This is a genomic window from Enterobacter ludwigii, from assembly GCA_023023105.1.
GTDB lineage: Bacteria > Pseudomonadota > Gammaproteobacteria > Enterobacterales > Enterobacteriaceae > Enterobacter > Enterobacter adelaidei.
Window position 1 is genome coordinate 685,197 of record CP083824.1, and the last position, 12,520, is coordinate 697,716.

Genomic DNA, 12,520 nt, shown 5'->3' on the forward strand with positions numbered 1-12,520 from the left:
ACGTATTCGATTTTGCAGGAGGCACCGTAATTTATGTCATCATTTGACTACATTAAGACCGCAATCCGCCAGAAGGGCTGCACGTTACAGCAGGTGGCGGACGCCAGCGGAATGACCAAAGGCTACCTGAGCCAACTGCTGAACGCCAAAATCAAAAGTCCCAGCGCGCAAAAGCTTGAGGCGTTACATCGCTTTCTGGGGCTTGAATTCCCGCGTATGCAAAAGAATATCGGCGTGGTATTCGGCAAGTTTTACCCGCTGCATACCGGGCACATCTATCTGATTCAGCGCGCCTGTAGCCAGGTGGATGAGCTGCACATCATCATGGGGTATGACGAAACCCGCGATCGCCAACTGTTTGAAGACAGCGCCATGTCGCAGCAGCCAACCGTGCCGGACCGTCTGCGCTGGCTGCTCCAGACCTTCAAGTATCAGAAAAATATCCGCATCCATGCCTTTAATGAAGAAGGCATGGAGCCGTATCCACACGGCTGGGACGTGTGGAGCAACGGCGTCAAAGCGTTCATGGAAGATAAGGGTATTGCGCCTAACTGGATCTACACCTCTGAAGAGTCAGACGCGCCGCAGTTCCGCGAGCATCTGGGTATTGAAACGGTGCTGATTGATCCGAAACGAACGTTTATGAACATCAGTGGGGCGCAAATCCGCGAAAACCCGTTCCGCTACTGGGATTACATCCCAACTGAAGTGAAACCGTTCTTTGTGCGTACCGTCGCCATTCTGGGCGGTGAGTCGAGCGGGAAATCAACGCTGGTCAACAAGCTGGCGAATATCTTCAATACCACCAGCGCGTGGGAGTACGGGCGTGACTATGTCTTTTCCCATCTGGGCGGCGACGAGATGGCGCTGCAGTATTCCGACTACGACAAAATAGCGCTCGGTCATGCCCAGTACATTGATTTCGCGGTGAAATATGCCAATAAAGTGGCATTCATTGATACTGATTTCGTCACCACCCAGGCGTTTTGTAAAAAGTACGAAGGGCGCGAGCACCCGTTCGTGCAGGCGCTGATCGATGAATACCGCTTTGACCTGGTGATCCTGCTGGAAAACAACACCCCGTGGGTGGCCGACGGGATGCGCAGCCTCGGCAGCTCCGTGGACAGGCGGGAATTCCAGACCATGCTGGTGGATATGCTCAATGAGAACAACGTTGAGTTTGTGCATGTTGAAGAGTCAGACTACGACTCCCGTTTCCTGCGCTGCGTCGAGCTGGTGAAGGAGATGATGGGGGAGCAGGGGTAAACGTTAACCGCCCTCTCCCAACGGGAGAGGGCCAGGGTGAGGGAATCAGACCACTCAGAACTCAACCACCACTTTCCCGCGCATATGCCCGTCCAGCACTTTACGGTGCGCCTCGGTAATGCTTTCCACGCTCAGCCCGTGCAGTGTCTCACTCAGCGAACTCTCTACCACACCGTTATCTACCAGTTTCGCCACCTCATTGAGGATCTCCCCCTGACGTGCCATATCGGCAGTCTGGTACATGCTGCGGGTGTACATAAATTCCCAGTGCAGGGCGGCAGATTTTGATTTCAGCTTATCCTGGTTCAGCGGATGCGCGTTCTCAACGATGGAGCAGATATGCCCCTGTGGTGCAATCAGCTCACTGACCGCATCCCAGTGGCCATCGGTGTCGTTGAGAATGAAAATGTAATCCACAAAGGTGATCCCCTGTTTTGCCAGCTCACCTTTCAGGTCGCGGTAGTTCACCACCACATCAGCACCGCGATCGCGGCACCACTGGGCAGAATCCTCTCTTGACGCCGTCGCGATGATCTTCACCTTGCTGTTGTGCTTCGCAAACGGGATCGCCAGCGATCCTACGCCACCCGCACCGCCGATAATCAACAGCGTTTTATCCGCGTCGGCATTCTGAATGTTCAGCCGCTCGAATAATCCTTCCCAGGCTGTCAGGGCGGTTAGTGGCAATGCGGCTGCGGCGGCCCAACCGAGGCTGGCTGGTTTGTGCCCGACGATACGCGCATCGATCAGCTGGTGGGTAGTGTTACTGCCAGGGCGGGTGATATCCCCTGCATACCACACCGCATCGCCCGGTTTAAATCCGCTAACGCCAGCGCCAACGGATTTAACGATACCGCTGGCATCCCAGCCGAGAATACGCGGCTCCTGCAGACCGTTTCTGGCAATACTGGCATGCACTTTGGTATCGACCGGGTTGATGGAAACGGCCTTCACCTCGACCAGCAGGTCGTGCTCGCCGGGTTGCGGCATCGGTTGAGCAATCTCAATAAAGGCTGAAGGGTTCGATGGGTCAACGGCAATGGCTTTAACGGACATGGTGTGCTCCTCAATGGAATGCGTTTTGTTGAGGCTAGTCTATTAAGTGGACAGCTGCATGATAAGATGGACAATCGAGAACTCAGCGTTCGTACAGGGTGAACAATCATGTTTAAACAGCTGCAGGATATGGCGCTGTTTGCGCTGGTGGCAGAGATGGGAAGTTTTACCGCTGCGGCGCAGAAGGCCGAACTGCCGAAATCCAGCGTCAGCCAGCGCATTAGCCAGCTTGAGCAGCAGGTGGGGATCCGTCTGCTTAACCGTACCACGCGCAGGCTGAACCTGACGTTTGCGGGCGAGCACTATCTGGTACACTGCCGCGAGATGCTGGCAGCCAGCGAGCGTGCAGAGTACGCCATTCAGCGGCTGCGCGAAAACCCGAGTGGTCGGCTAAGGATCACCTGCCCGGCAGGGATTGGCGCGACGCTGCTGGCGCATATGAACGCCGAGTTCCAGTTGAACTTTCCTGACGTGTCGCTGGATGTGTCGATCTCTGATGACGTGGTGGATCTGGTCGAGTCTGGCTTTGACGTGGCGTTGCGTACTGGCAAGCCGCAGGACTCCTCCCTGATAGGCCGGATGATTGGCCACTGCCCGCGCTATATGCTGGCCTCGCCCGAATATCTTGCACGTCGGGAGCCGCTGACGCATCCCCGCCAACTGGTGGAGCACCGCTGCATTACGCACAAAGCCTGGTCTGAGTGGTTGCTACGCAGCGAGAGTGAGGATTACCGCTATCTGCCGGATAACGCCCATATGACGGATAACCTGGTATACGCACGTGAGTGCGCCATTGCCGGTGCCGGGATTACGCTCTTACCCGCATTTCTGCTGGAAGATAAGGTGGAGAAGGGGGCGTTGGTAAAAGTGCTGCCAGAGTGGAATGTCGAGGGGAATGACCTGTGGCTGGCCTATCCAAGCCGGAAGCTGAATTCGCCTGCGCTGATGAGCTATATCGAGTTTGCGATGCAGTTCGATGAGGTGAAGCGGTATTACGTGGGCGGGTGATTTTGTGCGGCCTGATGCCCTCACCCTGTCCCTCTCCCACCGGGAGAGGGAACAAACATAAAAAACGGCAACCGAAGTTGCCGTTTTGCTTTTATTTCGCAATACGCTTGTACTTAATACGCTTCGGCTCCAGCGCGTCTGCGCCCAGCGTGCGTTTCTTGTACTCTTCGTATTCGGTGAAGTTACCCTCGAAGAACTCCACCTTACCTTCGTCCTGGTAGTCCAGGATGTGGGTCGCGATACGGTCCAGGAACCAACGGTCGTGCGAGATCACCATCGCGCAGCCCGGGAACTCCAGCAGGGCGTTTTCCAGCGCGCGCAGGGTTTCGATGTCCAGGTCGTTGGTTGGTTCATCGAGCAGCAGCACGTTACCGCCCACCTGCAGCAGCTTCGCCAGGTGCAGACGACCGCGCTCACCGCCGGACAGCTCGCCCACGCGTTTGCCCTGGTCGGTGCCTTTGAAGTTAAAGCGGCCAACGTAGGCGCGGCTTGGCATCTCGGTGTTGCCGATACGCATGATATCCAGACCGCCGGACACTTCTTCCCACACGGTTTTGCTGTTATCCATCGCGTCACGGAACTGGTCAACGGACGCCAGCTTCACGGTTTCACCCAGGGTGATAGAGCCGCTGTCAGGTTGTTCCTGACCGGACATCATGCGGAACAGGGTGGATTTACCCGCGCCGTTCGGACCGATGATCCCGACAATCGCGCCCTTCGGCACAGAGAAGCTCAGTTCGTCGATCAGCAGGCGATCGCCGTAAGACTTACGCAGATTGCTGACTTCAACCACTTTATCCCCCAGACGTGCTCCAGGTGGAATAAACAGTTCGTTGGTTTCGTTACGTTTCTGGTATTCGGTGTTGTTCAGCTCTTCGAAGCGTGCCAGACGGGCTTTGCCCTTAGACTGACGGCCTTTCGCGCCTTGACGAACCCACTCCAGCTCTTTCTCAATAGACTTGCGACGCGCCGCTTCCTGAGAGGCTTCCTGCGCCAGACGCTGATCTTTCTGCTCCAGCCAGGAGGAGTAGTTACCTTCCCATGGAATACCTTCACCACGGTCCAGCTCCAGGATCCAGCCTGCAACGTTGTCGAGGAAGTAACGGTCGTGGGTAATCGCCACAACGGTGCCTTCGAAGTCGTGCAGGAAACGCTCCAGCCACGCCACGGATTCTGCATCCAGGTGGTTGGTTGGTTCGTCGAGCAGCAGCATGTCTGGTTTTTCCAGCAGCAGGCGGCACAGCGCTACACGGCGGCGTTCACCACCGGACAGATTAGCGATTTTTGCATCCCAGTCCGGCAGACGCAGGGCGTCAGCGGCGCGCTCCAGCTGCACGTTCAGGTTATGACCGTCGTGCGCCTGGATAATTTCTTCAAACTTGCCTTGCTGAGCAGCCAGTTTATCGAAGTCAGCATCCGGCTCGGCATACTTGGCATACACTTCATCCAGACCTTTCAGGGCGTTAACCACTTCGGACACCGCTTCTTCAACGGATTCGCGGACGGTGTGTTCCGGGTTCAGCTGAGGTTCCTGCGGCAGGTAACCAATCTTGATGCCAGGCTGCGGACGGGCTTCACCTTCGATGTCTGTATCGATGCCGGCCATGATGCGCAGCAGGGTGGACTTACCGGCACCGTTGAGACCCAGAACACCGATTTTTGCGCCCGGGAAGAAGCTCAGCGAGATATTTTTAAGAATATGACGTTTCGGCGGGACAACTTTGCCGACACGATGCATGGTATAAACGAATTGAGCCACGTTGGACTTCGCCTCTTTTATCGTAATGAGAAGGAATTTCAGCCTCGAAGTGTAGCCTTTTTCACGACCTAATCCCAGCCAGGAACGTCGGGAGTGTTAAAACGCGCAAGAAAGGTAAAAAAGTGTCCATGACGTGGCGCGTTGCAGGATGCCTGGTTAGCATAAGTTGATTAGACTTTGACGTGGCAAGACGCTGCAATTGACGAAAAACAAAGAGGAAGAGCTTGTGGAAAAAGCCAAACAGGTGGTCTGGCGTCTGCTCGCTGCCAGCGTATGCGTAATGGCGGTAAGCCAGGCGGTGCATGCCGATTCACTGGATGAACAACGTAATCGCTACGCCCAGATCAAACAGGCGTGGGACAACAAGCAGATGGATACCGTGCAGGCGCTGATGCCGACACTGAAGGATTACCCTCTGTATCCGTATCTGGAGTATCGCCAGCTAACTGACGATCTCATGAATCAACCGACCGTCGCGGTGAATAATTTCATTCAGGCTAACCCAACCCTGCCTCCCGCGCGGACGCTACAGTCTCGTTTTGTGAATGAACTGGCTCGTCGTGAAGACTGGCGCGGGCTGTTGGCGTTTAGCCCTGAAAAGCCGAACACCACGGAAGCGCAGTGTAACTATTACTACGCAAAATGGGCCACGGGGCAGCAGGAAGAGGCGTGGAGCGGCGCCAAAGACCTGTGGTTAACCGGTAAAAATCAGCCCAATGCCTGCGACTCTCTCTTTGGAGCCTGGCGCGCTTCTGGCAAGCAAGATCCGCTGGCCTATCTGGAGCGTATTCGCCTGGCGATGAAGGCCGGAAACACGCGTCTGGTCACCGCGCTGGCGGGGCAGATGCCATCGGATTATCAAACCATTTCCTCTGCGGTGATTGGGCTGGCCAACGATCCCAACTCGGTGCTGACCTTCGCCCGCAGCACAGGCGCGACCGATTTTACCCGCCAGATGGCAGCGGTAGCCTTTGCCAGCGTGGCGCGTGACGATGTGGAAAACGCGCGGCTGATGATCCCGCAGCTGGTGCAGACGCAGCAGCTTAACGAAGAGCAAACCCAGGAGTTGCGCGATATTGTGGCGTGGCGACTGATGGGCACGGATGTGACTGATGAACAGGCGCGCTGGCGAGACGATGCCATTATGCGTTCGAACTCCATGTCGCTGGTGGAACGTCGCGTGCGAATGGCGCTGGGCTCAGGCGATCGTCGTGGGCTCAATACCTGGCTTGCGCGCCTGCCGATGGAAGCGAAAGAGAAAGACGAATGGCGCTACTGGCAGGCCGATCTGCTGATGGAGAGAGGACGTGATGAGGAAGCGAAAGAGATCCTCCATACTCTGATGCAGCAGCGCGGGTTCTACCCGATGGCGGCCGCGCAACGCCTGGGGGAAGAGTACACCTTCCGCATTGATAAAGCGCCAGCCAATGCGAACCCTGCATTGACGCAGGGGCCTGAAATGGCGCGCGTTCGCGAGCTAATGTACTGGAATATGGATAACACCGCGCGCAGCGAGTGGGCGAATCTGGTCACCAGCCGTAGTACTGACGAGAAAGCTCAGCTTGCCCGCTATGCGTTTGATAACCACTGGTGGGATCTGAGCGTGCAGGCCACGATCGCCGGTAAGCTGTGGGATCATCTCGAAGAGCGTTTCCCGCTGGCTTACAAAGATCTGTTCGATCGCTATACCAGCGGTAAAGATATCCCGCAAAGCTATGCGATGGCGATTGCCCGTCAGGAGAGTGCCTGGAACCCGAAAGTTCGTTCTCCGGTGGGTGCCAGCGGTCTGATGCAGATCATGCCGGGCACGGCAACGCACACGGTGAAGATGTTTAATATCCCGGGGTACAGCAGCCCGTCACAGCTTCTCGATCCGGATACCAACATCAATATCGGTACCAGCTACCTGCAGTATGTTTATCAGCAGTTCGGTAACAACCGTATCTTCTCGTCTGCGGCGTATAACGCGGGCCCTGGTCGCGTGCGCACCTGGCTTGGCAACAGCGCCGGACGTATCGATGCCGTGGCGTTTGTCGAGAGTATTCCGTTTTCGGAAACGCGTGGCTACGTGAAGAACGTGCTGGCGTATGACGCATACTATCGCTACTTCATGGGGCAGAAAGATACCCTGATGAGCGATGCCGAGTGGCAGAGACGTTACTGATCGGCGCGGGTTGTGTTATGCTGTACTCGCTAAAGAGTACAAGAGGCAGCATAACATGACCCAGCATTCCCCGTATTCCTCGGCAATGGCCGAACAACGTCATCAGGAGTGGCTTCGTTTTGTGGAGTTGCTCCGCCAGTCTTACGATCAGGATTTGCATTTGCCCCTTATGCAGCTGATGCTCACGCCAGATGAGCGTGAAGCGCTGGGCACGCGCGTGCGGATCATTGAAGAGCTGTTGCGCGGCGAAATGAGCCAGCGTGAACTCAAAAATGAGCTCGGCGCGGGTATCGCAACGATTACCCGCGGATCGAACAGCCTGAAATCGGCACCGGTTGAGCTGCGTCAGTGGCTGGAGTCTGTGCTGCTGGGCGATCAGCGATAAATCGCGTTATGGAACGGGCTTAAGGCCAGGATCACCGCCTGGTGGTAAACGCCTGAACGCGTCAGTGCGCCTGCAGTAAAGACGCCAATAGCCCCTTCTTTACGACCAATCTCATCAATGCCGGTGTACTGTGACATCACCGGCCCCAGCGCGTCACCCGCACGGACTTTTTCCAGAATGATCTCTGGCAGCGGCAGGGTGGCTGAACGCGCCTCTCCACGCTGTTCGCGGCTTTCAATCACCACCCAGCTAAAGGTTGCGCCTTCGTCGATACCCGCTTCGATCGCCACCCAGAAGTCAGCCTCAGGTGCCGCAACTTTGGCATTTGCCACGCGATTTCGTGCGCCAGCCCGCGTTTCCTCGCTGCCAAACGGCTGTTCAGGAACACCACTCTCGACGCCGATAGCATCAATATGGCAGGATCCTTCGCCGAAGATCTCTTCAAATGCCCTTAGAATTGCCTGAATTTTGGCAGGATTAGTGGTAGCAGAGACAACATGGTGCATAATTAAGCTCGATTCGAAAAAAAACTCATCGCAGTATAACGGAAAAAAAGCATGTTACAGGTATACCTTGTTCGCCACGGTGAAACGCAGTGGAACGCCGAGCGACGTATTCAAGGCCAGTCAGACAGTCCCCTCACTGAAAAGGGGGTACAGCAAGCGTGGCAGGTGGCGGAACGCGCCCGAACGCTGGGCATTACCCACGTTATCACCAGCGATCTCGGTCGCACACAGCAGACGGCACGCATCATCGCGGACGCCTGTGGCTGTGACGTCATGCTTGAGCCGCGCCTGCGCGAGCTGGATATGGGCGTGCTGGAAAAACGCCATATTGATACGCTGACGGAGAAGGAGGAGGGCTGGCGTCGTACGCTGGTTAACGGTACCGAAGATGGCCGTATTCCTGAAGGCGAATCCATGCAAGAGCTGAGCGTTCGTATGCATGCCGCACTCGCGGAATGCCTGAAGCTTCCGGCGGGAAGCCGTCCGCTGCTGGTGAGTCACGGGATTGCGTTGGGTTGCCTGGTGAGCACCATCCTGGGGTTACCGGCTTACGCTGAACGCCGTTTGCGTCTGCGCAACTGCTCCATTTCCCGGATTGATTACCAGGAAAGCGCATGGCTGGCGTCGGGGTGGGTGGTGGAGATGGCAGGGGACATTTCGCATCTCGATGCCCCTGCACTTGACGAACTGCAGCGTTAACGACGAATCGGAATTAAGAATTCCATACGCAGATTGATTGGGCCTTCTTCCGGTTTGGCATCCTGCGCCGGGTAGTAGCGCTCAATGTCCTGACCTTTACGGCGATTCAGATTCAGCATAGGCATGCAGGTTCCGTAAACAGTCAGGATAAACTCCTGAACGCCCGTTCCCAGCCCTTCATAGGCGAACATCACGTATTCGCCGCCTTCGAGCACGACAGGCTTCGAACCCTGAATATAGCCATTGGCCATCTCTGGGGTCAGCGCGGTGGTGTAGAACACCTCCTGCTCGTCGTCTTTTTCCTGACTTGGATGCGTTTCGTTGAGGCCATACAGAATCGGCGGGATCGCCGGGGCGTGGCTCAGGAAGTCGCGCCAGAACTGTACGCGCATCTGATGACGGAACTCAGAAATCTGCTCCAGAGAACAGGAATAGCTCTGCGTCGTACCGATCAGATGGGTTTCAGGCAACGTGACAATTTCGTATTTTGGCATCGCGAACTCGCCCAGACGCAGCGGTGGACGCATACCAAACGAGCTCCAGTCAGGCGAGCGACGATAAAGCGCTGGCGTTAACGAGAACTGTTTTTTAAAGGCTCGGGTGAAGGTTTGCTGCGAATCGAAACGATATTGCAGGGCAATATCCAGAATCGGCCGTGCCGTAAGGCGCAATGCCACAGCAGACTTAGACAGACGACGCGCGCGAATATAGGCCCCGATAGCATGACCGGTGACATCCTTGAACATCCTTTGCAGATGCCACTTGGAATAGCCTGCTTTAGCCGCCACATTATCCAGTGACAAAGGCTGGTCGAGATGACCTTCCAGCCAGGTGAGCAGGTCGCGAATAATTCCAGCCTGATCCATATACTATCCTCATCCTTAAAACAGCAGGTGCCTGATAACAGGTTAGCGGATAATAGCATTTTTTGATGTTTTAGCATTCAGTGTTTTTTTTGCGCATTCATGCTTTTTGGAGCACATTGTGGGCAAATATATTCTAATCCTGTGATCTTGCTACATTTTTGTCTAAAGTGTTGAATAATCGCCCAGTGTAATTTTAAAGAATGGTAACAATATGAAATACAAGACTTTGATCTTCACCGCGTTGATGCTGATGGTCGGGCGCGTGGCGCAGGCAGAACAGATTGGTTCCGTCGATACCGTGTTCAAAATGTTTGGCCCGGACCACAAAATTGTGGTCGAGGCGTTTGACGATCCGGACGTGAAAAATGTCACCTGCTATGTCAGCCGGGCGAAAACCGGCGGTATCAAAGGTGGCCTGGGACTGGCGGAAGATACCTCCGATGCGGCAATCTCTTGCCAGCAGGTGGGTCCGGTTGAGTTAAGCGATAAAATTAAGAACGGTAAAGCGCAGGGCGACGTGGTGTTCCAGAAACGCACCTCGCTGGTGTTTAAAAAGCTGCAGGTAGTACGTTTCTATGATGCGAAACGCAACACCCTGGCTTACCTGGCCTATTCCGACAAAGTGGTGGAAGGCTCACCGAAAAATGCGATTAGCGCGGTGCCAATCATGCCGTGGCGTTAATTCAGGGACGAACCATGCAACTACCTGTGGTCTGGCTGGTTGAAGACGAAATCAGCATCGCTGACACACTTATCTACATGCTTCAGCAGGAAGGATTCGCGGTGAAGGCGTTTGAACGCGGTCTGCCCGTGCTGGAAGAGGCGCGGCGGCAGTTACCCGCGCTGGCAATTCTTGATGTCGGGTTGCCGGACATCAGCGGCTTTGAGCTGTGCCGTCAACTGCTGGCGCTGCATCCGGCGTTGCCGGTGCTGTTTCTAACGGCGCGAAGCGACGAGGTGGATAAACTGCTCGGTCTGGAGATGGGGGCTGATGACTACGTCGCTAAACCTTTCTCACCGCGCGAAGTGTGTGCCCGGGTGCGGACAATTTTACGGCGGATGCAAAAATCAGCCGCGCCTTCGGATGTTGTGCGTATCGGCCAGTTTGAACTGAACGAACCTGCGGCACGAATCAGCTGGTGCGGTGAGGTGTTACCCCTCACGCGCTACGAGTTTTTGTTACTTAAAACATTGTTACAGGCTCCCGGACGTGTGTACTCCCGCCAGCAGCTAATGGACAAGGTGTGGGGCGAAGACGGGGACAGTTTCGATCGTACCGTGGACACCCATATCAAAACCCTGCGCGCCAAGCTGCGGGCGGTGAACGAGGAGCTTTCACCCATCAGCACCCATCGTGGTATGGGCTACAGCCTGGGGCTTTATTAATGCGCATTGGGATGCGGCTGCTGCTGGGGTACTTCCTGATCGTGGGTATCGCCGCGTGGTTTGTGCTGTCGATCTTTGTTCAGGAAGTGAAGCCCGGCGTGCGCAGGGCAACTGAAGGGACGTTGATCGATACCGCGACCTTGCTAGCCGAAGTCGGGCGCGAGGATCTCCTTTCGGGCAATGCGCAGCAGGGCAAACTGGCGCAGGCCTTTTCACAACTTCATCAGCGGCCTTTCCGCGCCAATATCGGCGGCATTCATAAAGTGCGCAACGAATACCACGTCTACATGACCGATGCGCAGGGCAGAGTGGTGTTTGATTCCGCGAGTCTGGCTGTGGGGAAAGATTACTCCCGCTGGAACGATGTCTGGCTGACCCTTCGTGGCGAATACGGCGCGCGGAGCACCCAGAGCAATCCTGACGATCCAGAGAGCACGGTGATGTATGTTGCGGCTCCGGTTGTGGACAACGGTAAGATTATTGGCGTGCTGTCGGTCGGGAAACCCAACAGCGCGATGGCCCCGGTTATCCATCGCAGCGAGCGACGGATCCTGTGGGCGGGTGGTGCATTGCTTGGCATTGCTTTGCTGATTGGCCTTGTTGTGGCGTGGTGGATCAATCGTTCTATCGGTACGTTGTCGCGCTACGCTGACGCGGTTACCACCGATTCCCCTCTGCCATTACCGAATCCCGGCAGCAGTGAACTGCGCAAGCTGGCGCAGGCGCTGGAGAATATGCGTATTCGCCTGGAAGGGAAAAATTACATTGAACACTATGTCCACTCGCTCACCCACGAGCTGAAAAGCCCGCTGGCCGCAATCCGGGGCGCGGCGGAAATTCTTGCTGAGCAGCCCTCACCGCAGGTCGCCAGGCGGTTTATCGACAACATCCTGGTGCAAAACGCGCGTATGCAATCGTTGGTCGAAAAGTTGCTTGCCCAGGCCCGGCTTGAAAATCGGGTGGAGATTGTCCCCACAAGCGTTGATGTCGATGCGCTGTTTGCGCGGCTAGCTGACGCCCGCTCGACGCTACTGACCGCTAAAAATATCACCCTGACCTGTAAAAGCACCGCGCTGTGTGTGGAAGGTGATGCGGAGCTGCTTGAACAGGCATTGGGTAATTTACTGGATAACGCCATCGACTTCACGCCGGAGGGCGGGGCTGTTCAGCTTGCAGCCCATGAAGGGGACAAGCAGATACACTTTACCGTCACCGACAGCGGCAGCGGGATCCCGGATTATGCCCTGACGCGAATTTTCGCACGTTTTTACTCTCTTCCTCGTGACAACGGATTGAAAAGCAGCGGCCTTGGGCTGGCCTTTGTACAGGAGGTGGCGCGTCTGCACCAGGGGGAGATCACATTGCGTAATCGTGATGAAGGTGGCGTGATGGCCACGCTGATACTTCACCGTCCCTTCACATAAC

Annotated in this window: 12 protein-coding genes; 8 read left to right on the forward strand and 4 right to left on the reverse strand. The window is 55.8% G+C overall.

Features of this window, described 5'->3' with window-relative positions:
* Positions 1-33 precede the first annotated feature (33 nt).
* Positions 34-1,266 (forward strand): multifunctional transcriptional regulator/nicotinamide-nucleotide adenylyltransferase/ribosylnicotinamide kinase NadR, encoded by a 1,233-nt coding sequence (nadR, locus tag LCD46_03210; GenBank protein UOY71357.1) that lies wholly within the window; start codon positions 34-36, stop codon positions 1,264-1,266.
* Positions 1,267-1,320: 54 nt separating this feature from the next.
* On the opposite strand, the gene LCD46_03215 is transcribed toward nadR, so the two are convergent.
* Positions 1,321-2,322, reverse strand: a complete 1,002-nt coding sequence (locus tag LCD46_03215; GenBank protein UOY71358.1) for a zinc-binding alcohol dehydrogenase family protein — start codon at positions 2,320-2,322, stop codon at positions 1,321-1,323.
* 108 nt (positions 2,323-2,430) lie between these two features.
* Between LCD46_03215 and LCD46_03220 the strand changes: the two genes are divergently transcribed.
* Positions 2,431-3,330: a LysR family transcriptional regulator gene (locus tag LCD46_03220; protein ID UOY71359.1), complete on the forward strand. Its 900-nt coding sequence runs from the start codon at positions 2,431-2,433 to the stop codon at positions 3,328-3,330.
* Between the two features lie 91 nt (positions 3,331-3,421).
* On the opposite strand, the gene ettA is transcribed toward LCD46_03220, so the two are convergent.
* On the reverse strand, positions 3,422-5,089 hold the full coding sequence (ettA, locus tag LCD46_03225) for an energy-dependent translational throttle protein EttA (GenBank protein ID UOY71360.1): 1,668 nt from the start codon (positions 5,087-5,089) through the stop codon (positions 3,422-3,424).
* Positions 5,090-5,315: 226 nt separating this feature from the next.
* Here ettA and sltY point away from each other — a divergent pair, with 226 nt between their 5' ends.
* Positions 5,316-7,253 (forward strand): murein transglycosylase, encoded by a 1,938-nt coding sequence (sltY, locus tag LCD46_03230; protein UOY71361.1) that lies wholly within the window; start codon positions 5,316-5,318, stop codon positions 7,251-7,253.
* Positions 7,254-7,308: 55 nt separating this feature from the next.
* Positions 7,309-7,638 carry a trp operon repressor gene (gene trpR, locus LCD46_03235; GenBank protein UOY71362.1) on the forward strand — a complete coding sequence of 110 codons (330 nt, stop codon included), beginning with the start codon at positions 7,309-7,311 and terminating at the stop codon, positions 7,636-7,638.
* Here trpR and yjjX read toward each other — a convergent pair.
* Complete coding sequence (gene yjjX / locus LCD46_03240) at positions 7,629-8,144, reverse strand: inosine/xanthosine triphosphatase (protein ID UOY71363.1); 516 nt, start codon at positions 8,142-8,144, stop codon at positions 7,629-7,631. The two genes, trpR and yjjX, sit on opposite strands and share 10 nt — an antisense overlap.
* Positions 8,145-8,195: 51 nt before the next feature.
* On the opposite strand from yjjX, the gene gpmB reads away from it, so the two are divergent.
* A complete protein-coding gene (gene gpmB / locus LCD46_03245) occupies positions 8,196-8,843 on the forward strand; it encodes a 2,3-diphosphoglycerate-dependent phosphoglycerate mutase GpmB (protein ID UOY71364.1) in 648 nt (215 codons plus the stop codon).
* Here the strand turns inward: gpmB and robA are convergent.
* Positions 8,840-9,709: an MDR efflux pump AcrAB transcriptional activator RobA gene (gene robA, locus LCD46_03250; GenBank protein ID UOY71365.1), complete on the reverse strand. Its 870-nt coding sequence runs from the start codon at positions 9,707-9,709 to the stop codon at positions 8,840-8,842. The two genes, gpmB and robA, sit on opposite strands and share 4 nt — an antisense overlap.
* Before the next feature lie 211 nt (positions 9,710-9,920).
* Between robA and creA the strand changes: the two genes are divergently transcribed.
* The 3 genes from creA to creC are packed head-to-tail and all read left to right on the forward strand — an operon-like array spanning position 9,921 to position 12,519.
* Positions 9,921-10,391 carry a protein CreA gene (gene creA / locus LCD46_03255; GenBank protein UOY71366.1) on the forward strand — a complete coding sequence of 157 codons (471 nt, stop codon included), beginning with the start codon at positions 9,921-9,923 and terminating at the stop codon, positions 10,389-10,391.
* 14 nt (positions 10,392-10,405) lie between these two features.
* Positions 10,406-11,095, forward strand: coding sequence for a two-component system response regulator CreB (gene creB / locus LCD46_03260; protein UOY71367.1), 690 nt, complete (start codon positions 10,406-10,408; stop codon positions 11,093-11,095).
* On the forward strand, positions 11,095-12,519 hold the full coding sequence (creC, locus tag LCD46_03265; GenBank protein UOY71368.1) for a two-component system sensor histidine kinase CreC: 1,425 nt from the start codon (positions 11,095-11,097) through the stop codon (positions 12,517-12,519). The genes creB and creC overlap by 1 nt, the downstream gene beginning before the upstream one ends.
* The last annotated feature ends 1 nt before the right edge of the window (position 12,520 follow it).